The sequence below is a fragment of the Burkholderia sp. MSMB1078WGS genome (assembly GCF_001528895.1).
Lineage (GTDB): Bacteria > Pseudomonadota > Gammaproteobacteria > Burkholderiales > Burkholderiaceae > Burkholderia.
The window spans coordinates 12,884-33,812 of sequence record NZ_LPDI01000024.1 but is presented as its reverse complement, the minus strand read 5'-3'; the positions used below and the strand labels follow the sequence as shown (position 1 = coordinate 33,812).

At 67.8% G+C, this 20,929-nt stretch carries 20 protein-coding genes; 11 read left to right on the top strand and 9 right to left on the bottom strand.

What is annotated here, in order from left to right; genetic code table 11:
* Positions 1-12: 12 nt before the first annotated feature.
* On the bottom strand, positions 13-777 hold the full coding sequence (locus tag WT24_RS04015) for a response regulator transcription factor (protein ID WP_060031421.1): 765 nt from the start codon (positions 775-777) through the stop codon (positions 13-15).
* A 171-nt stretch (positions 778-948) separates the two neighbouring features.
* On the opposite strand from WT24_RS04015, the gene WT24_RS04010 reads away from it, so the two are divergent.
* From WT24_RS04010 to WT24_RS03995, 4 genes are all read left to right on the top strand, one after another.
* Positions 949-1,203: a hypothetical protein gene (locus tag WT24_RS04010; RefSeq protein ID WP_034209823.1), complete on the top strand. Its 255-nt coding sequence runs from the start codon at positions 949-951 to the stop codon at positions 1,201-1,203.
* An 18-nt stretch (positions 1,204-1,221) separates the two neighbouring features.
* Positions 1,222-3,036 (top strand): aminopeptidase P family protein, encoded by a 1,815-nt coding sequence (locus WT24_RS04005; protein WP_059499689.1) that lies wholly within the window; start codon positions 1,222-1,224, stop codon positions 3,034-3,036.
* 77 nt (positions 3,037-3,113) lie between these two features.
* Complete coding sequence (locus tag WT24_RS04000) at positions 3,114-3,665, top strand: cysteine hydrolase family protein (protein ID WP_060031418.1); 552 nt, start codon at positions 3,114-3,116, stop codon at positions 3,663-3,665.
* Entirely contained in the window at positions 3,662-4,285 is a 624-nt protein-coding gene (locus WT24_RS03995; RefSeq protein ID WP_059499687.1) for an HAD family hydrolase, read from the top strand. Before WT24_RS04000 ends, WT24_RS03995 begins: the two co-directional genes overlap by 4 nt.
* Before the next feature lie 131 nt (positions 4,286-4,416).
* Here the strand turns inward: WT24_RS03995 and ettA are convergent, their stop codons facing one another.
* The 3 genes from ettA to gcvA form a co-directional block, all read right to left on the bottom strand.
* Entirely contained in the window at positions 4,417-6,084 is a 1,668-nt protein-coding gene (gene ettA, locus WT24_RS03990) for an energy-dependent translational throttle protein EttA (protein WP_059499686.1), read from the bottom strand.
* Positions 6,085-6,253: 169 nt separating this feature from the next.
* Complete coding sequence (locus tag WT24_RS03985) at positions 6,254-6,574, bottom strand: DUF3761 domain-containing protein (protein ID WP_060031415.1); 321 nt, start codon at positions 6,572-6,574, stop codon at positions 6,254-6,256.
* An 89-nt stretch (positions 6,575-6,663) separates the two neighbouring features.
* A complete protein-coding gene (gcvA, locus tag WT24_RS03980; RefSeq protein ID WP_059795231.1) occupies positions 6,664-7,581 on the bottom strand; it encodes a transcriptional regulator GcvA in 918 nt (305 codons plus the stop codon).
* Between the two features lie 193 nt (positions 7,582-7,774).
* Between gcvA and WT24_RS03975 the strand changes: the two genes are divergently transcribed.
* The 3 genes from WT24_RS03975 to gabP all read left to right on the top strand — a co-directional run bounded on the left by WT24_RS03975 (position 7,775) and on the right by gabP (position 11,234).
* Positions 7,775-9,040: an MFS transporter gene (locus tag WT24_RS03975; protein WP_060031414.1), complete on the top strand. Its 1,266-nt coding sequence runs from the start codon at positions 7,775-7,777 to the stop codon at positions 9,038-9,040.
* 80 nt (positions 9,041-9,120) lie between these two features.
* Entirely contained in the window at positions 9,121-9,465 is a 345-nt protein-coding gene (locus tag WT24_RS03970; RefSeq protein ID WP_060031411.1) for an MmcQ/YjbR family DNA-binding protein, read from the top strand.
* Positions 9,466-9,842: 377 nt separating this feature from the next.
* Positions 9,843-11,234, top strand: a complete 1,392-nt coding sequence (gabP, locus tag WT24_RS03965) for a GABA permease (RefSeq protein WP_060031409.1) — start codon at positions 9,843-9,845, stop codon at positions 11,232-11,234.
* 148 nt (positions 11,235-11,382) lie between these two features.
* Here the strand turns inward: gabP and ychF are convergent, their stop codons facing one another.
* Positions 11,383-12,477, bottom strand: a complete 1,095-nt coding sequence (gene ychF, locus WT24_RS03960) for a redox-regulated ATPase YchF (protein ID WP_060031407.1) — start codon at positions 12,475-12,477, stop codon at positions 11,383-11,385.
* A 247-nt stretch (positions 12,478-12,724) separates the two neighbouring features.
* On the opposite strand from ychF, the gene WT24_RS03955 reads away from it, so the two are divergent.
* The 4 genes from WT24_RS03955 (at position 12,725) to WT24_RS03940 (ending at position 17,365) form a co-directional block, all read left to right on the top strand.
* The gene (locus tag WT24_RS03955; RefSeq protein WP_060031404.1) at positions 12,725-13,903 is read left to right on the top strand and encodes a UbiH/UbiF family hydroxylase; all 1,179 of its coding nucleotides are present in this window, start codon (positions 12,725-12,727) and stop codon (positions 13,901-13,903) included.
* A 91-nt stretch (positions 13,904-13,994) separates the two neighbouring features.
* Positions 13,995-14,723, top strand: a complete 729-nt coding sequence (locus WT24_RS03950; RefSeq protein WP_059499667.1) for a DsbC family protein — start codon at positions 13,995-13,997, stop codon at positions 14,721-14,723.
* A gap of 98 nt (positions 14,724-14,821) precedes the next feature.
* A complete protein-coding gene (locus WT24_RS03945; protein WP_060031400.1) occupies positions 14,822-16,621 on the top strand; it encodes a M61 family metallopeptidase in 1,800 nt (599 codons plus the stop codon).
* A gap of 147 nt (positions 16,622-16,768) precedes the next feature.
* The gene (locus WT24_RS03940; protein ID WP_059499665.1) at positions 16,769-17,365 is read left to right on the top strand and encodes an FMN-dependent NADH-azoreductase; all 597 of its coding nucleotides are present in this window, start codon (positions 16,769-16,771) and stop codon (positions 17,363-17,365) included.
* A 148-nt stretch (positions 17,366-17,513) separates the two neighbouring features.
* Here the strand turns inward: WT24_RS03940 and WT24_RS03935 are convergent, their stop codons facing one another.
* Genes WT24_RS03935 through trpD form a run of 4 tightly spaced genes read right to left on the bottom strand, consistent with a single transcriptional unit; the run spans position 17,514 to position 20,916 of the window.
* Positions 17,514-18,431: a uracil-DNA glycosylase gene (locus WT24_RS03935; protein WP_060031397.1), complete on the bottom strand. Its 918-nt coding sequence runs from the start codon at positions 18,429-18,431 to the stop codon at positions 17,514-17,516.
* Between the two features lie 13 nt (positions 18,432-18,444).
* Positions 18,445-19,071: a CYTH domain-containing protein gene (locus WT24_RS03930; protein WP_059499663.1), complete on the bottom strand. Its 627-nt coding sequence runs from the start codon at positions 19,069-19,071 to the stop codon at positions 18,445-18,447.
* Positions 19,071-19,856, bottom strand: a complete 786-nt coding sequence (gene trpC / locus WT24_RS03925) for an indole-3-glycerol phosphate synthase TrpC (RefSeq protein ID WP_060031395.1) — start codon at positions 19,854-19,856, stop codon at positions 19,071-19,073. The genes WT24_RS03930 and trpC overlap by 1 nt, the downstream gene beginning before the upstream one ends.
* 28 nt (positions 19,857-19,884) lie before the next feature.
* Positions 19,885-20,916: an anthranilate phosphoribosyltransferase gene (gene trpD / locus WT24_RS03920; protein ID WP_034209840.1), complete on the bottom strand. Its 1,032-nt coding sequence runs from the start codon at positions 20,914-20,916 to the stop codon at positions 19,885-19,887.
* Between the last annotated feature and the right edge of the window lie 13 nt (positions 20,917-20,929).

The following is a 20,929-nucleotide window of genomic DNA, read 5'->3' as shown; positions in this document are numbered from 1 at the left end:
TTTAGCCCCATATTATAGCGTTTCGGCGATTTCCTCACTCGCCGCATACCGGGCATCGGCGTGGCGCGGCCGCGAATTTGGGGGCTCGATCGGTACGCGGTCGAGCTGATAGCCGAAGCCGTAGAGCGGCAACAGCTGGTAGCCGCGCTCCGGAAGCAGCTGCAATTTGCTGCGCAGCCGGGACGCGTGCGTGTCGAGCGTGCGCGACTTCATGTCGCGGCGGCGTGCCCATACCGTTTCCAGGATGTGCGCGCGCGACACGGGTCGCGACAGGTTCGTGAACAGCAATTGTGCGAAACGGAACTCTTTCGGCGTGAGTGAAACGATTGCGTCGCCGAAACGCACGAGCCAATGCGTGGCGTCGAACGCGTATTCGCCATACATTTCGCGCGAGCGGGTGGGCGCCCGCCGTACGCCGGCGCGCCGGCTCAGCGCGTTGACGCGCGCGAGCAGCTCGGGCCCGCTCACCGGGCGCACGAGGCAATCGTCGGCGCCGGCGTGCAGGCACGACACGATTTCGCTTTCGCGCGCCGACTGCATCACCGCGATGGCCGGCAATCCGGGCAGGACCGCCTGCGCGCGCGGGATGACTTCCTGCGCCGGCTGGTCGCCGGCCCAGTGGCCGGTGACCAGCATGTCGCAGGTGTTGTCGGCAGCGAGCCACTCGAAGAATGCGGTGCTGGACGAAAACGCATGGCACACGTGGCCGCCCGCGAAGAGCAGGCGGTTCAGGAGTGCGGTATGACGCGATTCCGGATCGATCAGAGCGATTCGCATGAGGATTTCTTCAATACGGCAGCCGGTGTGCGCTTGCCATAACGTCGAGTCGGCCCCTACACTCGAATGTTCGCGGCGCCCGGCTGGTCTCGGGTTCGATGGATGAATCGATGCTAGCCGCTGGCAGCGTTCACGCCTATGGGACGAATCTGAATTTATAGAAGGCGTTGAATGAACTGGTTTGGAATCCTTGTCCTGGGAGCGGCCGTCGGGCTGTTCGGCCGCTGGCTGCATCCGCTGCGGCGCACGGGCCGGCCGGCGTGGTGGATCGCGGTGCTCGTCGGCATCGTGGGCGCGGCCGCCGCCCGCATGGTCGGCAATCTCTCGGGACTGTTTTACGATGGCGAGACGCTCGAATGGCCGGTCTGCACCGGCGTCGCGTTCCTCGCCGTAGCCGTGACGGTCGCGCTGTCGGCCCGTCGCTGAATGCTCTCAGGTGAAATCATGAATGCCCGTCTCCCCGAAGTCTCGCCGGTGCCGGCCCGTCTCGCGCTGCTGCGCGACGCCATGGCGCGCGAGAATCTGGCCGCCTATCTCGTGCCGTCCGCCGATCCCCACTTGTCCGAATACCTGCCCGAGCGCTGGCAGGCGCGCCGCTGGTTGTCCGGCTTCACGGGCTCGGTCGGCACGCTGGTCGTGACCGCGGATTTCGCGGGGCTGTGGGTCGACAGCCGCTACTGGGTGCAGGCCGATGCCGAACTGGCGGGCACGGGCGTGCAGTTGATGAAGATGACGGGCGGGCAGCAGAGCGCACCGCACGTCGACTGGCTCGCGCGGAACGTGGCGGCCGGCGCGACGGTCGGGGTCGACGGCGCCGTGCTCGGCGTTGCGGCCGCGCGCGGGTTGACGGCCGCGCTGAGCGCGCGCGGCATCGCGCTGCGTACCGACGTCGACCTGCTCGATGCGATCTGGCCGGAGCGGCCGGGGCTGCCCGGGGACGCGGTATTCGAGCACGTCGCGCCGCAGGCCGACACGACGCGCGCGAGCAAGCTCGCCGACGTGCGCCGCGCGATGCACGCGCAGGGCGCGCAATGGCACTTCGTGTCGACGCTCGACGATCTCGCGTGGCTGTTCAACCTGCGCGGCGCCGACGTCAACTTCAATCCGGTGTTCGTTGCGCACGCAATGATCGGCACCGATCGCGCGACGCTGTTCGTCGCCGACGGCAAGGTGCCGCCGGCGCTGGCCGCGTCGCTCGCGCAGGATGGCGTCGACGTCCGCGCCTATGACGCCGCGCGTGCGTCGCTCGCGGCGCTGCCCGACGGCGCGACGCTGCTGATCGACCCGCGCCGCGTGACGTTCGGCACGCTCGAGGCCGTGCCGGCCGGCGTGAAGCTCATCGAGGCCGTGAATCCGTCGACGTTCGCGAAGTCGCGCAAGACGTCCGCCGAGATCGAGCACGTGCGCGTGACGATGGAGCACGACGGCGCCGCGCTCGCGGAATTCTTCGCGTGGTTCGAACAGGCCGTCAATCGCGAGACGATCACCGAGCTGACGATCGAGGAAAAGCTCACGGCCGCGCGCGCGCGCCGCCCCGGCTACGTGTCGGCGAGCTTCGCGACGATCGCCGGCTTCAACGCGAACGGCGCGATGCCGCACTACCATGCGACGCGCGAGTCGCACGCGACGATCGCCGGCGACGGGCTGCTGCTGATCGATTCGGGCGGCCAGTACATGACGGGCACGACCGACATCACGCGCGTCGTGCCGGTCGGCACCGTCAGCGACCTGCAGCGGCGCGATTTCACGATCGTGCTGAAATCGATGATGGCGCTGTCGCGCGCCCGCTTCCCGCGCGGCATCCGCTCGCCGATGCTCGACGCGATCGCGCGTGCGCCGATGTGGGCGGCCGGGCTCGACTACGGCCACGGCACCGGGCATGGCGTCGGGTACTTCCTGAACGTGCACGAAGGGCCGCAGGTCATCTCGCACTACGCGCCGGCCGAGCCGTACACGGCGATGGAAGAGGGGATGATCACGTCGATCGAGCCGGGCGTGTACCGTCCGGGCCAGTGGGGCGTCCGGATCGAGAACCTGGTCGTGAACCGTGCGGCCGGGCAGACGGAATTCGGCGATTTCCTCGCGTTCGAGACGTTGACGCTGTGCCCGATCGACACGCGCTGCGTGCTCATCGAGATGCTGCACGACGAAGAGCGCGCGTGGCTGAACACGTATCACGCGACAGTGCGCGAGCGCGTCGGCCGGCACCTGAGCGGCGACGCGAAGGCGTGGCTCGATGCGCGCACGCAGCCGATCTGACGCAACGCGCGGTAATGGCTGGAGGGCGGCCGGATAGCGACCGCACGACGGCGGAACAATCACAGCGAGGGCAAGTCATGGCGGACACTGCGGTGATCGTGGTCGACATGCAGCGCGGGCTGGTGGAGCGGTCGCAGCCCGCGTACCGGCTCGACGACGTGGTGTCGGGCATCAACCGGCTGACGGCGGCGGCGCGCGCGGCGAACGCGCCGGTGTGCTTCGTGCAGCACGACGGCGACGCGGACGACGACATCGTGCCCGGCACGCCGGGCTGGGAGCTGCATGCGGGGCTCATCGTCGGTCGCGACGACTGGCGTGTGCGCAAGCAGGCGAGCGACGCGTTCCACGACACGCTGCTCGCGGTGCAGCTCGATCGCCATGGCATCCGTTCGGTGCTGATCTGCGGCTATGCGACCGAGTTCTGCGTCGATTCGGCCGCGCGCCGTGCCGCGCTGCTCGGCTACCGGACGACGGTCGTGTCCGATCTGCACACGACGAACGAGCGCGCTCACCTGTCGGCGGCGCAGATCGTCGCGCATCATCACTTCATCTGGAACAATAATTCGCTGTCGGGTAACGCGGTTACGCCGCGTCCGCTCGCAGACGTGCTCGCCACGGAGTTCGCATGACGATCAAGGCAGTGGTGTTCGATTTCGGCGGCGTGCTGATCGACTGGAGTCCCGAGTACCTTTACCGTGAACTGATTCCCGACGATGCCGAGCGCCGCTGGTTCCTCACGCACGTGTGCGCGATGGACTGGGTGGTCCGCCAGGACGGCGGGCAGACGATCGAGGAAGGCACGGCCGAACTCGTCGCGAAGTTTCCGGAGCACGAAGCGCTGATCCGCGCGTTCTACGCGCGCTGGCACGAGATGATCGGCGGCGTGCTCGAAGAGGGCGCGGCCCTCGTCGACCGGTTGGACGCGCAAGGGATGCCGCTGTTCGGGCTGACGAACTGGTCCGCGCAGACGTTTCCGTATGCATGGGACAACTTCCCGGTGCTGCGCCGGTTCAAGGACATCGTCGTGTCGGGCCGCGTGAAGCTCGTGAAACCCGATCCGGCGATCTACCGCGAGATGCATGCGCGGATCGATCCGCACCTGCCAGGCATCGCGCCGCACGAGCTCGTGTTCATCGACGACAACGCGAAGAACGCCGCGGCTGCGACGGCGCTCGGCTGGCACGGCATTCATCATACGAGCGCGGCGACGACCGAGGCGCGGCTGCGCGAGCTGGGCGCGCTCGCGTAAGCGGCGGGGCGAACGTCGGGCGAAAAAAAAGCGAGCCAAGGGCTCGCTTTTTCGTTGTGCCGTTCCGGATGCGGCCGCTTTCGGCATCCGGCGCCGCGCGATCGCGGCGCCGGGCGCCCGGGCCGCGCCGATCAGCGGCTGATCGGCTTGTAGCGCAGGCGCTTCGGCTTCGCGGCTTCCTCGCCGAGGCGCGCACGCTTGTCGGCTTCGTACTCCTGGTAGTTGCCGTCGAAGAACGTGACCTGCGAATCGCCTTCGAACGCGAGGATGTGCGTCGCGATCCGGTCGAGGAACCAGCGATCGTGCGAGATCACCATCACCGAGCCCGCGAATTCGAGCAGCGCGTCTTCCAGCGCACGCAGCGTTTCGACGTCGAGGTCGTTCGACGGTTCGTCCAGCAGCAGCACGTTGCCGCCCGAGATCAGCGTCTTCGCGAGGTGCAGGCGGCCGCGTTCGCCGCCGGACAGGTTGCCGACGATCTTCTGCTGGTCGCCGCCCTTGAAGTTGAAGCGGCCGATGTATGCGCGCGACGGCGTTTCGTACTTGCCGACCGTTAGCACGTCGGCGCCGCCCGAGATTTCCTCGAACACCGTCTTCGAACCGTCGAGCGCGTCGCGGCTCTGGTCGACGTACGCGAGCTTCACCGTCGGGCCCATCACGACTTCGCCCGAATCCGGCTGTTCCTTGCCGGTCAGCATCTTGAACAGCGTCGACTTGCCGGCGCCGTTCGGGCCGATGATGCCGACGATCGCGCCGGCCGGGATCTTGAAGCTCAGATTGTCGATCAGCAGGCGATCGCCGAACGATTTGCTGACGTTCTTGAACTCGATCACTTCGTTGCCGAGGCGCTCGCCGGCCGGAATGAAGATTTCCTGCGTTTCGTTGCGCTTCTGGTATTCCTGGCTGCTCAGCTCCTCGAAGCGCGCGATACGCGCCTTCGACTTCGCCTGACGGCCCTTCGGGTTCTGGCGCACCCACTCCAGTTCCTTCTTGATCGCCTTCTGGCGCGCGGATTCCGACGCCTCTTCCTGCTTCAGGCGCTCTTCCTTTTGGTCGAGCCAGCTGCTGTAGTTGCCCTTCCACGGAATGCCGTGACCGCGGTCGAGTTCGAGAATCCACTCGGCCGCGTTGTCGAGGAAGTAGCGATCGTGCGTGACGGCGACGACGGTGCCCGGGAAGCGCACCAGGAACTGCTCGAGCCAGTCGACCGATTCGGCGTCGAGGTGGTTGGTCGGTTCGTCGAGCAGCAGCATGTCGGGTTTTTCGAGCAGCAGCTTGCAGAGTGCGACGCGGCGCTTTTCGCCGCCCGACAGGTGCTCGATCTTCGCATCCCACGCCGGCAGGCGCAGCGCGTCGGCGGCCACTTCGAGCTGCTGCTCGGGGCTGCCGCCGTCGCTCGACGCGAGGATCGCCTCGTATTTCGCCTGCTCGGCTGCGAGCGCGTCGAAGTCGGCGTCCGGCTCGGCATACGCAGCGTAGATTTCTTCCAGTTTCTTGTTCGCCTGGAACAGGTCGCCGAGGCCTTCCTCGACGGCTTCGCGCACGGTCTTCGTCGGATCGAGCTGCGGTTCCTGCGGCAGGTAGCCGATGTTCAGGTTCGGCATCGGCGTCGCTTCGCCTTCGATGTCCTTGTCGATGCCCGCCATGATGCGGATCAGCGTCGACTTGCCCGAGCCGTTCAGGCCGAGCACGCCGATCTTCGCGCCGGGAAAGAACGACAGCGAGATGTCCTTCAGGATCTGGCGCTTGGGCGGCACGATCTTGCCGACCCGGTTCATCGTGAAAACGTATTGGGCCATTTCGGTGTGAAAGTCAGAAGTGGTTGAGACGGCCGCGCAGCGCGCGGGCGTGGCGGCGTCGGGTGATTCGGTACGGAGCGTGCCGCGCGGGGCGCGGCGGTGCGAGCGCGTATTGTACTTCGCCGCCGGCCGCAGCTGGCGCGGTGCAGGCCATTCGGCCGACCCGCGCTTACAGCCATGCGGCGACGCCCCCGTGCCCCGAGCACGTGCCGCGCCGGTGGCGGCTGAAGCTGTACGTGCCGTCGCGGCAACGCGCGCTCGCGCCGTTCGGCACACGGCCCGATTTCGAATGCGCGGGCGCATGCACGGTTTCGCCGTCGCGGTTGCGATACGTGTCGTGACGGTCGAGATCGGCTTCGTTGCCGTAGCCGGGCGGCGCGCGATACGCGTGCGCGGAAGCGGGCAACGCGGCGCCCGCGACGAAGAGCGCGGCGGACAGGGCCGCGGACAGGGCCGCGACATGGGTCGCGCGATGGAGCAGGGCACGCATGGTCTCTCTCGTTCTGTTCGTTGTCGTCGATGCCGGGCCGGTGGCCCGCGCCGCATGTTAGCGGATCGACGCCGTGGCGCCGCGCGACGCTACGCCGCGCCGGACATCGACGCCGCGCCGTCGGCCTGCGCGGCGTCGAGAATCCACCGGCGGAACGCGGCAACCTTCGGCCGTTCCGCGTGATGCGGCGGATAGACGAGGTAGTACGCGAAATCGTCGAGCCATGCGGCGTCGGCAAGCTGCACGAGCCGGCCGCTCGCCAGCTCGCCGCGCACCATCGCGGCCGGCAGCAGCCCGGCGCCCTGGCCGGCGACGATCGCCTGCAGCAGCAGGCCCGAGTCGTCGAACGCGGGGCCGCGCGGCGGGCCGAAATCGTCGATCCGCTGCGCGCCGAACCAGATGTGCCAGCCCTTGCGTTCGGCGTCGTGCAGTTGCGGCCAGCCGACGAGCGCGGCCGGCGTCGCCGGCATGCCGAGCCGCGCGACGAGGTCGGGCGACGCGAGCGCGACGATTTCGACCGTCAGCAGCCGTTCGCTGCACAGCCCGACGTAGCGCCCGAGGCCGTGGCGGATCGCGACGTCGACGCCGTCGCGCGCGAAATCCGCGAGCGCATGGCTCGTGACGACCTGCAGGTCGACGTCGGGGATAGCCTGCCGGAACTGCGCGAGGCGCGGGACGAGCCACGCGGACGCGAAGAACGGCGTGACGCTCACCGTCAGCACGCCGCTGTCGGCGGCGCTCGACACGCGCTGCGACGCATCGGCGATCTGCCGGAACGCGTTGCGCACGGGCGGCAGGTAGTCGCGGCCGGCGGCCGTCAGCAGGATGCCGCGGTTCACGCGCTCGAACAGCTGCACGCCGAGATGGGTCTCCAGCGTGCGGATCATCTGGCTCACTGCGCCGGGCGTGACCGACAGCTCCTCGGCCGCCGACTTCACCGACAGGTGGCGGGCGGCGGCTTCGAAGGCGCGCAAGGCGTTGAGCGGCGGCAGGCGGGAACGATTCATTCAGTTTTTCTAAAGCGAAAGGCCGACGAAATATGGTTTGAGGCGACGCGTACGCGCGAGTACCGTCGACACATCGGATCGCACGTTTCGCGGCTGCCTGCGGGCGGCCGATGCGATCAACATAGTTCAACTATATCCACGGGACAACCCGGACGCCGCCCGGCAGCCGGTGGAACCCGAAAGGAGCATCGTCATGAAGCGCCCGGGCACATCGCGCCTTTTCTACGGCTGGTACGTGGTGGCGGCCGCGTTCGCCGTCACGTTCGTCGGGTTCGGCAGCGCGTATACGTTCAGCGCGTTCGTCGAGTCGCTGCAGCGGGATTTCGCCGCGTCGCGCGGCCAGATCTCGCTCGTGTTCTCGCTCGCCGGCTTCCTGTACTTCGGCTTCGGCATCGTCAGCGGGCCGCTGGCCGATCGTTTCGGCTCGCGGCGGCTCGCCGTCGCCGGGATGCTGCTGACCGGCGCGGGGCTCGCGGCCGCCGGCGCCGCGCATACGCTGCTGCAGGTCTATGTCGCGTACGGGCTCGGTGTCGGGCTCGGCGTCGGTTGCGCGTACGTGCCGGCCGTCGGCGCGGTGCAGCGCTGGTTCGTGCGCCGGCGCGGGTTCGCATCGGGGCTCGCGGTCGCGGGGATCGGCGTCGGCACGCTGGCGATGCCGCCGCTCGCGTCCGCGCTGATCGCGCAGGTCGGCTGGCGCGGTGCGTATTTCACGCTGGCGGCGATCGCGATCGTGCTGGGAGCCGGCATGTCGCTGCTGATCGAGAACGACCCGCACAGGCGCGGATGGCTGCCGGACGGCGATGTCGCTGGCGATGGCAGCCGGAATGCCGCTGCTGCATCGACCGGCGCGAACGTGCGTGCCGGCGCGACGGTGCGCGAAGCCGTCACGTCGCGGCCGTTCGCGAGTCTCTATGCGGCCTGCCTCGTCTGCTCGTTCGGTGTGTTCGTCCCGTTCGTTCACCTCGTGCCGTATGCGCTCGATCACGGTGTCGCGCCGTCGACGGCCGTGCTGCTGCTCGGCGCGATCGGCGTGGGCAGCACGGCCGGCCGCTTCTTCCTCGGCGGTCTTGCCGACCGCTTCGGCCGCCGCGCGTCGCTGCTCGCGATGTTCGCCGGCATGGCCGTCGCGCTGGTCGCGTGGGCGGGCGCCGGCACCGTCGCGACGCTGGCTGCGTTCGCGCTCGTGTTCGGCGTGTTCTACGGCGGCTGGGTCGCCGTGCTGCCGGCGGTCGTGATGGACTATTTCGGCGGCCGCAACGTGAGCGCGATCATCGGCATCCTGTACACGAGCGTCGCGTTCGGCACGCTGATCGGGCCGGCCGCCGCCGGCTTCATCTACGATGCCGGCGGCGGCTATCTCGTGCCGATCCTCGCGAGCGCCGCCGCGAATGCGATCGCGTTCGCGATCGTCGCGACCACCGGGCGTGCGCCGGACGCCGCGCGCGCGGCCGACGGATAACGCCACCTGCTGGGCGCGTCGCGCGATTTCCGGTAAGGTGGCCGGACCGTCAACCATCGACGCAGGGCCGGGGAGGCATCGTGACATTCGACGAAGTCCGGCAGATCGCATTGGCGTGGCGCGGCGTCGAGGAAGGCACGTCGTACGGCACGCCCGCGCTCAAGGTGAAGGGCAAAGTGCTCGCGCGGCTGCGCGAGGACGGCGACACGCTCGTCGTGAAGGGCGTCGGCCCCGACGAGCGCGCATGGCTGATCGAATCGGCGCCCGACGTGTATTACGTGACCGATCACTATGTCGGCTGGCCGATCGTGCTGGTACGCCTGTCGGCCGCGCATCCCGACGCCGTGAAAAACCTGCTTCTGCGAGAATGGCACGCACGCGTGCCGGCGAAGTGGCGGGACGAAGCCGCCCGCGACGCGAACTGAGCGGCGCGCCCGGCGCACGAGCCGCCGCCGAACCGGATCAAGCGTTGCATCGGTTCGTATCGATGCAACGAGTGGTTCCATCGAAATTCTTCAATTGGTTCTTAGTGACGAACCGTTTGATGCTTACACTCCTTCGCTTCGAAGGCGGCTGACGACAGCCGACGGAACGGGCGTACGCGATGCGCCGGCGCCCGGCGCGCCGCATCGCACCCGCAGCTTCGCAGACTGCGCGGACGACCCGACCGGAACGGCCCGGTCCGGCCTCGTGCCCGTGTGCGATTGCATGCGCGGCCGCAGCCGGATTCGACAACGACAACTCCCCGCGCCGCCTTCACGCGACACCGGTCGTACCGGAACCGTTTTTTGGAGAGAGACAGATGAGTGGAAGCAACACGGGCCTCGGCACTGGCCTGAAGCAGCGTCACGTGACGATGATGTCGATTGCCGGCGTCATCGGCGCGGGCTTGTTCGTCGGCTCCGGCCATGCGATCGCGGAAGCCGGGCCGGCATCGATACTCGCGTATGCGATCGCGGGCGTGCTGGTCGTGCTGGTGATGCGCATGCTCGGCGAAATGGCCGTCGCGCATCCGGACAGCGGGTCGTTCTCGACCTATGCCGATCGCGCGATCGGCCACTGGGCCGGCTTCACGATCGGCTGGCTGTACTGGTGGTTCTGGGTGCTCGTGATCCCGATCGAGGCGACCGCCGCCGCGACTATCCTCAATGCGTGGTTCCCGGGCATCGCGACGTGGATCTTCGCGCTCGGCATCACGCTGCTGCTTACCGTCACCAACCTCTTCTCCGTCAAGAATTACGGCGAATTCGAATTCTGGTTTGCGCTGATCAAGGTCGTCGCGATCGTCGTGTTCCTGTGCATCGGCGGCGCGGCGATCGTCGGCATCGTTCCCGCGCCGGCCGTGTCGGGCGTGTCGAACCTGTTCGTGCACGACGGCTTCATGCCGCACGGCGCGAGCGCGGTGCTCGCGGCGATGCTGACGACGATGTTCTCGTTCCTCGGCACCGAGATCGTGACGATCGCAGCCGCCGAATCGGACAACCCGCAACGCCAGATCGTGCGCGCGACGAACTCCGTCATCTGGCGTATCACGCTGTTCTATCTCGGCTCGATCCTCGTCGTCGCGGCCATCGTGCCGTGGAACGACCCGTTGCTGCCGAAGCACGGCTCGTATCAGCGCGCGATGGAGCTGATCGGCGTGCCGAATGCGAAGGCGATCATCGACGTGATCGTGCTCGTGTCGGTCGCAAGCTGCCTGAATTCGGCGTTGTACACCGCGTCGCGGATGCTGTTCTCGCTGTCCCGGCGCAAGGACGCGCCGGCCTTCCTGTATCGCACCGACTCGACCGGCACGCCGCGCGCGGCCGTGCTGGCGTCGACCGCGTTCGGTTTCCTGACCGTGATCGCGAACTACCTGATGCCGGAACAGGTGTTCGGCTTCCTGCTGGCGACCTCGGGCGCGATCGCGCTGCTCGTGTATCTCGTGATCGCGATCTCGCAGTTGCGGATGCGCAAGACGCTCGAAGCGGGCGGCACCGACCTGACGCTGCGGATGTGGCTGTTCCCATGGCTCACGTGGGCCGTGATCCTGTTCATCTGCGGCACGCTGACCGTGATGCTCGTCAGCGAGGAGCACCGGATGGAAGTCGGCGCGACCGCCGTGCTGGCGTTGATCGTGCTGCTCGCGTCGTGGCTGAACAAGCGTGGGCGCGATGCGCAGGCGCAAGCGGGGCGGCGCGTGTCGGCGACGTGATCGGATCGAATGACGTGACGGCGGGGCGCAAGCCCCGGTCATGAAAATGGCCCGAGCGGCGTTTGCCGGTCGGGCCATTCGTCTTTCGTGCCGGGGCACGCGTTGCGCGATGCCATGCGTATCGCACGGCATCGTGCCGATGCAGGTGTCAGACGTTGAACAGGAAGTTCATCACGTCGCCATCGTGCACGACATATTCCTTCCCTTCCGCACGCATCTTGCCGGCTTCCTTCGCGCCTTGCTCGCCCTTGTACGCGACGAAGTCGTCGAACGCGATCGTCTGCGCACGGATGAAGCCGCGCTCGAAGTCGGTGTGGATCACGCCGGCCGCTTGCGGCGCGGTATCGCCGATGTGGATCGTCCACGCGCGCACTTCCTTCACGCCTGCGGTGAAGTAGGTCTGCAGGCCGAGCAGCTTGAAGCCCGCGCGGATCACGCGGTCGAGGCCCGGCTCTTCCATGCCCATGTCGGCGAGGAACGCTTCCTTGTCCGCGTCGTCGAGATCGGCGATTTCCGCCTCGATCGCCGCGCACACGGCGACCACCGGCGCGTTTTCGCTTTCCGCGTACTTGCGCACCGCCTCGAGGTGCGGGTTGTTCTCGAACCCGTCGTCCTTCACGTTGGCGACGTACATCGCCGGCTTCGCGGTGATCAGGCAGAACGGCTTGAGCAGCGCCTCTTCGTCGTCCGACAGCGCGAGGCCGCGCACGGCCTTGCCCTGGTCGAGTTGCGCGCGCACCTTTTCAAGCACCGCGACGAGCTTCGCCGCTTCCTTGTCGTTGCCCGACTTCGCCGCCTTCGAGTAGCGCGTGAGCGCCTTCTCGACGGTGCCGAGGTCGGCGAGCGCCAGTTCGGTGTTGATCACTTCGATGTCGTCGATCGGGCTGACCTTGCCGGCGACGTGAATGACGTTGTCGTCCTCGAAGCAGCGCACGACGTGCGTGATCGCGTCGGTTTCGCGGATGTTCGCGAGGAACTGGTTGCCGAGGCCTTCACCCTTGCTCGCGCCCGCGACGAGGCCCGCGATGTCGACGAATTCGACGACGGCCGGCACGACACGCTCCGGCTTGACGATCTCGGAGAGCGCCTTCAGGCGCGTATCCGGCACTTCGACGATGCCGACGTTCGGCTCGATCGTGCAGAACGGGTAGTTCTCGGCGGCGATGCCGGCCTTGGTCAGCGCATTGAACAGGGTGGACTTGCCGACGTTGGGCAAGCCGACGATGCCGCATTTGAGACTCATGGAATCCTTCGGACGGGTGAGGCGGCGCGGCCGGACAGGGCACGGCGGCGCGGGAAAAAAGGGCGGCCGGCGCATGGAGCGCGGCGGGCCGACGGTCAAAAACGCTATTGTACCGTGCCGGCGCCCCGGATTCCGGGCTGGGCGCCGAACGGCCGATGCGGCGGGCCGCCGCGTCGGCGCCCCGGCCCGCGGTTCTGCTGATTTCCCGCAAAGTCCGGCCGCGTAAGGGTTTGGCCCCGCGGCTATAATGCCCGCCATGACTGCCCACCACACCTTCGACGTCGCCGTGGTCGGCGGCGGGCTCGTCGGCAAGACGGCCGCGCTCGCGCTGACCCAGTCCGGCTACAAGACAGCCTTGCTCGCCCAGCCGGCCACGCCGCGCCCCGCGGATCTCGCGTTCGACACGCGTGTCTACGCGCTGTCGTCCAGTTCGCAGGCGTTGCTCGAGCGGCTGCGGGTCTGGCAGGCGCTCGACCATGGCCGGCTCGCGCCGGTGTACGACATGCGCGTGTATGGCGATGCGCATGCCGAACTGCATTTCTCCGCCTACCAGGCGTCCGTGCCGCAGCTTGCGTGGATCGCCGAATCGTCGCTGGTCGAGGCGTCGCTCGACGCCGCGCTGCGATTCCAGCCGAACCTCACGTGGTTCGACGCACGTGCGCAGGGTTTCGACGTGCGCGACGACGCGGCCGTGCTCACGCTGTCGTCGGGGCAGGTGCTCGAAGCGGATCTCGTCGTCGGCGCCGACGGCGCGCATTCGTGGGTGCGCTCCCAAATAGGGGCCAGGGTAGAGCGGCGCGACTACCGGCAGACGGGCGTCGTCGCGAACTTCAAGGCGTCGCTGCCGCACCGCGAGACGGCCTACCAATGGTTTCACGAAGGCGAGATCGTTGCGCTGCTGCCGCTGCCGGACGGCCACGTGTCGCTCGTGTGGTCCGCGCACACCGCGCATGCTGACGAACTGCTCGCACTCGATCCGGCGCAGCTCGCGGCCGAGGTCGAGCGTGTGTCGCACGGCCAGGTCGGCGCGCTCGAATGCGTGACGCCGGCCGCCGGCTTCCCGCTGGCGCTGCAGACGATCGACAAGCTGATCGCGCCGCGCGTCGCGCTGGTCGGCGATGCCGCGCACCTGATCCACCCGCTCGCGGGGCAGGGGATGAACCTCGGGCTGCGCGACGTCGCGGCGCTCGCCGACGCGATCGCGGGCAAGGAAAGCTTCCGCAATCTCGGCGATACGGTGCTGCTGCGCCGCTACGAGCGTTCGCGCCGCGAGGACATCCGCGCGCTGATGGTCGCGACCGACGGCCTGCAGCGGCTGTTCGCGGTGCCGGGCTCGCTCGCGAAGGCGGTGCGCAATGCGGGCATGGCGTTCGTCGGCGCGCAGCCGCTCGTGAAGCGCTGGCTCGTGTCGGCCGCGCTCGGCTGAACGAACCTTCTGCCGCCGCGCCGGTCGGAGACGGTTCCGTTACGGCGTACACTGTGCCGTGCACTCCGATTGAGCTGAAGGGAAGATTTCGATGAAAAAAACGATCCGCATCGCATCGCTGGCGCTGGCCGTCACGATGGCGACGCTTGGCTGCACCGCGCAGGCCGACCAGACCACCGACAAGCTGAAGGCCACGCTGCAAGCCCGTCTCGGTAACGACGCGCCGATCAAGAGCGTGTCGAAATCGCCGGTGGCCGGCCTTTACGAAGTGAACCTCGGCTCGCAGATCATCTATAGCGACGCGGCCGGCGACTACGTGCTGCTCGGCGATCTCGTCGACGCCAGGACGCACAAGAACCTGACCGACGCCCGCCTGTCCGAAATCAACAAGATCGACTTCGCGAGCCTGCCGTTCGCGAATGCGATCAAGGTCGTCAAGGGCAACGGCGCCCGCAAGATCGCGGTGTTCTCCGATCCGAACTGCCCGTACTGCAAGAAGCTCGAGACGACGCTGCAGTCGGTCGACAACGTGACCGTCTACACGTTCCTGTACCCGGTGCTGTCGCCGGATTCGACCGCGAAGTCGAAGGCGATCTGGTGTGCGACCGACCGCGCGAAAACGTGGGAAAGCTGGATGCTCGACCACCGCGCGCCGTCCGGCGCCGGTACCTGCGACACCACCGCGCTCGACAAGAACCTCGCGCTCGGCCGCGGGATGAACGTCACCGGCACGCCGACGATCTTCCTGCCGGACGGCCGCCGCTTGCCGGGCGCGGTATCGGCCGACCAGCTCAACCAGGCGCTCGCCTCGAGCAAGTAACCGACCGCACGCCGGGCGCACGGCCCGGCCAGCGAGGGGCGCCCGCATGATCTGCCGGCGCCTCTCTTCGTTTTCGCCCGCCCCGACCGATTGCCACGATGACCCAGCCGATCCGCTATTCGATTGTCCCGAAAGATCTTGCCGCGCACTTGTTCGAAGTGACGGTGACGGTTGCCGATCCCGATCCCGAAGGCCAGCGTTTCTCGCTGCCGGTGTGGATTCCGGGCAGCTACCTCGTGCGCGAGTTCGCGCGCAACATCGTGACGCTGCGCGCGTTCAACGACGCGGGCCGCAAGGTACGCATCGCGAAGACCGACAAGCATACGTGGCAGGCCGCGCCCGTGACCGGCGCACTGACGCTGCGCTACGACGTTTATGCGTGGGACCTGTCGGTGCGCTCCGCGTATCTCGACGAGTCGGGCGGTTTCTTCAACGCGACGGCCGTGTTCCTGAGCGTCGCCGGTCGACAGGACGCGCCGTGCGAAGTCGACATCGCTAAACCGGCCGGCGCCGCGTTCCGCACGTGGCGGGTCGGCACCGCGCTGCCCGAGGCGAGCGGGACGAAGCGCTACGGTTTCGGCGCGTATCGCGCGGCGAACTACGACGAGCTGTCCGACCATCCGGTGACGATCGGCGAATTCGCGCTCGCGACGTTCGACGCGCACGGCGTGCCGCACGACATCGTGATCGCCGGGCGCGTGACGCAGCTCGACCTGGAGCGGCTGCGTACCGACCTGAAACGCGTGTGCGAAGCGCAGATCGCGCTGTTCGAGCCGAAGTCGAAGAAGGCGCCGATGGACCGTTACGTGTTCATGACGCTCGCGGTCAGCGACGGCTACGGCGGCCTCGAGCATCGCGCGTCGACCGCGCTGATCTGCAACCGTACCGACCTGCCGGTGAAGGGGCGGCCGGAAACGACGGAAGGCTATCGCACGTATCTCGGCCTCTGCAGCCACGAGTATTTCCACACGTGGAACGTGAAGCGCATCAAGCCGGCGGCGTTCGTGCCGTACGACCTCACGCGCGAGAACTACACGTCGCTGCTGTGGCTGTTCGAGGGCTTCACGTCGTATTACGACGACCTGATGCTGGTCCGCAGCGGGCTGATGTCGCAGGACGAATATTTCGCGGCGCTCGGCCGCACGATCGGCGGCGTGCTGCGCGGCACGGGCCGGCTCAAGCAGAGCGTCGCGGAAAGCTCGTTCGACGCGTGGATCAAGTACTACCGTCAGGACGAGAACGCGACCAATGCGATCGTCAGCTATTACACGAAGGGCTCGCTCGTGGCGCTCGCGTTCGACCTTGCGATTCGTGCGCAGACGCGTAACCGGAAGTCGCTCGACGACGTGATGCGCCTGCTGTGGCAACGCTACGGCCGCGACTTCTATCGCGGCAAGCAGGCGGGCGTGGACGAAAACGAAGTCGAGACGCTGATCGAAGAGGCGACGGGCATCGCGCTCGGCCGCCTGTTCGCGGACGCCGTGCACGGCACGCGCGACCTGCCGCTCGGCGACCTGCTCGCGCCGTTCGGCGTGACGCTGGCCCCCGACGTCGCGCTCGGCGCGGCCGAGAAGCCGACGATCGGCGCGCGCTTGCGCGGTGGCGCGGACTGCACGTTGGCGGCGGTCTACGAAGGCGGCGCCGCGCATCGCGCGGGGTTGTCGGCCGGCGACACGCTGATCGCGGTGGACGGGTTGCGCGTGACGGGCACGAATCTCGATGCGCTGCTGGCCCGCTACCGGCCGGGCGACAAGGTCGAGGTCCACGCGTTTCGCCGCGACGAGCTTCGCACCGCGAAACTGAAGCTCGACGGTCCGGAAGTCACGCGCTACCGGCTGACGGCGGCCGCGAAGCCGGCTGCGGCCACGAAGGCCCGCGAAGCCTGGCTGAAGGGGTAAACGTACGCGAGCGGGTATCGGGGCACGATCGGGTATTGTCCCGCTGCTGCAACAATCCGTCGCCCTGAACCCGCTTTTTCGCGGTCATGCGGCCACGCACAATGGCGTCACTCGCGCTACCGAAGCGCAACCCTACCGGAGCCTGACATGACGACCATTCTGCAAATCAATTCCGCCGCGCGTTCGCAAGGTGCGCAATCCACGCTGCTGGCCAACGAACTGACGGCAAAGCTGCAACAATCGAACCCCGGCGCGAACGTCGTGGTTCGCGACCTGCTGGCCGATGCGCTGCCGCACCTCGACGAATCGGTGCTCGGCGCGTTCTTCACGCCGGCCGACAAGCGCACCGCGGAACAGAATGCGATCGTCGCGAAGAGCGATGCGCTGATCGCCGAGCTGCAGGCTGCCGACATCATCGTGATCGGCGCACCGATGTACAACTTCGGCATCTCGTCGCAACTGAAGACGTACTTCGACTGGATCGCCCGCGCAGGCGTCACGTTCCGCTACACCGAGAACGGTCCGGAGGGCCTGATCAAGGGCAAGAAGGTTTACGTGGTGACGGCGCGCGGCGGCAAGTACCTGGGTACGCCGAACGACAGCCAGACGCCGTACCTGCGCACGTTCCTCGGCTTCGTCGGCATGACCGACGTGAGCTTCATCCACGCCGAAGGCCTGAACCTCGGCCCGGATGCGCAGAGCGCCGCGCTGGCCGGCGCACGCGAAGCGATCGCCGCCGCGTAACGTGTCAGGTCGATGCGGGTGCGATGCACCCGCTGCATCGCCCGATAAAAAATGCCGCGCCCCGAAAGGGACGCGGCATTTTCGTATTCGCCCGGCGAACCCTGGGGCCAGCGCAAGCCCGTTATTAGTGTGGACGGGCGCTAGGCCGTTACGCGAGCGTTTCGGCTACGTCCGGCAGGCGCCAGTCGATCGGTTCGCGGCCTGCATCGATCAGATAGTCGTTCGCGAGCGCGAAATGGCGGCAGCCGAGGAACCCGCGGTGCGCGGACAGCGGCGACGGATGCGGCGCCTCGAGCACGCAATGCGCGTTCGCGTCGAACAGTGCGCGCTTCGCCTGCGCATGCGCGCCCCACAGCATGAACACGAGCCCGCGATGGCGGCCGGCGAGCTCGCGTATCAGCGTGTCCGTGCATTGCTCCCAGCCACGCTTCGCATGGCTCGCGGCCGCGCCGCGCTCGACCGTCAGCACGGTGTTGAGCAGCAGCACGCCCTGGCGCGCCCATGTATCGAGACAGCCGTGACGCGGTGTGTCGTGACCGAAGTTCGCGGAGATTTCCTTGAAGATGTTGCGCAGCGACGGCGGCGGGCGCACGGCCGGCGGCACCGAGAACGCGAGGCCGTGCGCCTGCGGCGTGCCGCGGTCGTCGCCGTGATACGGGTCCTGGCCGAGGATCACGACCTTCACGTCGTCCGGGCTCGTCAGGCGCAGTGCGCGGAACACGTCGGTCGGGTAGACCGTCTTGCCGGCCGCGCGCTCGTCATCGACGAAGCGGCACAGCGGCGCGTACGCGTCGCTGTCGGTGAACGGTTTCAGCACGTCGCGCCAGACGGCCGGCAGCGCGTCGAATTGCGCGGCGAGATGCGGCACGTCGGCGGCAACGGGTTGCGATGCCGAGGCGGTCGGCGCCGGCGCGGGCGCCGGTGCGGCCGCCTGCTTCGCGGATTTTCGTCGAGCCGCGGGCGGCTCGGAAGCCGCGGACGGATTATCGTCCGGTGCCGGTTCCGGCACGGGATCGTCGAACAGCGACGCCTGTTGCGGCGCGCGGGAAGTCTTGCGGGTTGCCATGCGTGATGCGTGTTTATTGCGCGCGCAGCCGGTAGCCGCGCTGCGCCTTGCTGATGTTTTCGGGAACGAGGCCCGGCAGCGCTTGCTGCAGTTCGGCGGCGAGCGTCGCGAGCGCCGTTTCCGGGCCGTCGATCAGTTCGAGTTCGATTTCGCTGATCGGTTCGCGGCGCGTTTCGTGTTCCGCCTGGACGACGATCTCGCCGAGGTCTACCGCAGCCTCGACGGTCGCGCCGCCGATTGCGATGCGCCACAGCGTACGCGAAAAATCCGTGCGGAACAGCGCGTACAGTGCACCGGCCGCGTCATTCAGCGCGGCGGCGGCTTCCGGCACGTCGCAGGCCGCGACGAGCGCGTCGATTTCGAGCGCGTCGCCCGCGACCGGCAGTTCCCATTCGTGGCGGCGGTGCAGGCCGCCTTCGGCGCTGCCGACCGTCTTGAACGTCTGCAGCCAGCCGTCCGGCGTGCGGCGCACGCGCACCGCGCTCTTCGAGCGCGCCAGCGCGAGATCGGGCGTGTCGTAATAGACGTTCGCGAGCGTGATCGTGTGGCCGGGTTCGCCTGTCAGCGTTTCGAAGAAGCGGCGCGCGGCGTCGGCCTGGCCGGCCGGCAGCGCGAGCTTGATTTCCTTTTCGATCGCCATCAGAAGAACATCCGTGCGAGTTCCTCGCCCGGCTGGTCGGCGCGCATGAACGCCTCGCCGACGAGGAACGTGTTCACGTTCGCCGCGCGCATGGTGTCGACGTCGGTGCGCGACAGGATGCCCGATTCGGTCACGACGATGCGGTCCGCCGGAATCATGTCGAGCATGTCGAGCGTGGTCCGGATCGACGTCTCGAACGTGCGCAGGTTGCGGTTGTTGATGCCGAGCAGCGGCGTCTTGAGCGTCAGCGCCTGTTCCATCTCGTTACGGTCGTGCACTTCGACCAGCACCGCGAGGCCGAGCGAGTGCGCATAGGCTTCCAGATCCTGCATCAGCGGCGTGTCGAGTGCCGCGGCGATCAGCAGGATCGCGTCGGCGCCCATCGCGCGGGCTTCGACGATCTGGTACGCGTCGACGATGAAGTCCTTGCGCAGCACCGGCAGCGTGCAGGCCGCGCGCGCTTCCTCGAGGTAGCGGACGCCGCCCTGGAAGAACTGCTCGTCGGTCAGCACCGACAGGCACGCGGCGCCGTGCGCCGCATACGAGCGCGCGATGTCGGCCGGCACGAAATGCTCGCGCAGCACGCCTTTCGACGGGCTTGCCTTCTTGATTTCGGCGATCACGGCGGCGTTGCCGGCCACGTGTTTCGCCCGCAGCGCGCCGACGAAGTCGCGCAGGTCGCGCGCGGAGGCTTCCAGCTTCAGCGCCTCGAGTGGCGTGCTACGCATGGCCGCCGCCACTTCTTCGCGCTTGACGGCGATGATTCGGTCGAGAATGTCGCTCATAGGGATTCCTGCTTGATTCGTAAGAGGGTCAGCGCTTGAACTGCTGCGTGAAGCGCACGAGTTCGTCGACCTTCGCGCGGGCCTTGCCGCTCGCGATCGCTTCGCGGGCCAGCTGGATGCCGTCCGCGATCGACTCGGCGATATTGGCCGCATAGAGCGCGGTGCCCGCGTTCAGCGTGACGATCTCGCGCGCGACGCCCGGCTGGTTGTCCAGCGCGCCGAGCAGCATCGTGCGCGATTCGTCGGCATTTTCCACCTTCAGCGTGCGGTTCGACACCATCTGCAGGCCGAAGTCCTCCGGATGGATCTCGTATTCGTGCACCTCGCCGTCGCGCAATTCGCCGACGAGCGTCGCGGCGCCGAGCGACACCTCGTCCATCCCGTCCTTGCCGTACACAACGAGCACGTGCTGTGCGCCGAGGCGCTGCATCACGCGCACCTGGATGCCGACGAGGTCGGGGTGGAATACGCCCATCAGCTGGTTCGGCGCGCCGGCCGGATTGGTCAGCGGGCCGAGGATGTTGAAGATCGTGCGCACGCCGAGTTCGCGGCGCACGGCCGCGATGTTCTTCATCGCCGGGTGATGGTTCGGCGCGAACATGAAGCCCATGCCGGTTTCGGCGATCGATGCGGCGACCTGGTCCGACTGCAGGTCGATGTTCACGCCGAGCGCCTCGAGCACGTCGGCGCTGCCGGACTTGCTCGACACGCCGCGGTTGCCGTGTTTCGCGACCTTCGCGCCCGCGGCCGCCGTGACGAACATCGACGCGGTCGAGATGTTGAACGTGTGCGAGCCGTCGCCGCCGGTGCCGACGATGTCGACGAAATTCGAGTTGTCCCGCACCTCGACGTGGTTCGCGAATTCGCGCATCACGGTCGCGGCGGCGGCGATCTCGCCGATCGTCTCCTTCTTCACGCGCAGCCCGGTGATGATCGCGGCCGCCATCACGGGCGACATGTCGCCGCGCATGATCAGCCGCATCAGGTGCAGCATTTCGTCGTGGAAGATCTCGCGGTGCTCGATCGTGCGCTGCAGCGCTTCCTGCGGGGTAATCGTCATCGTGCGTCTCCCG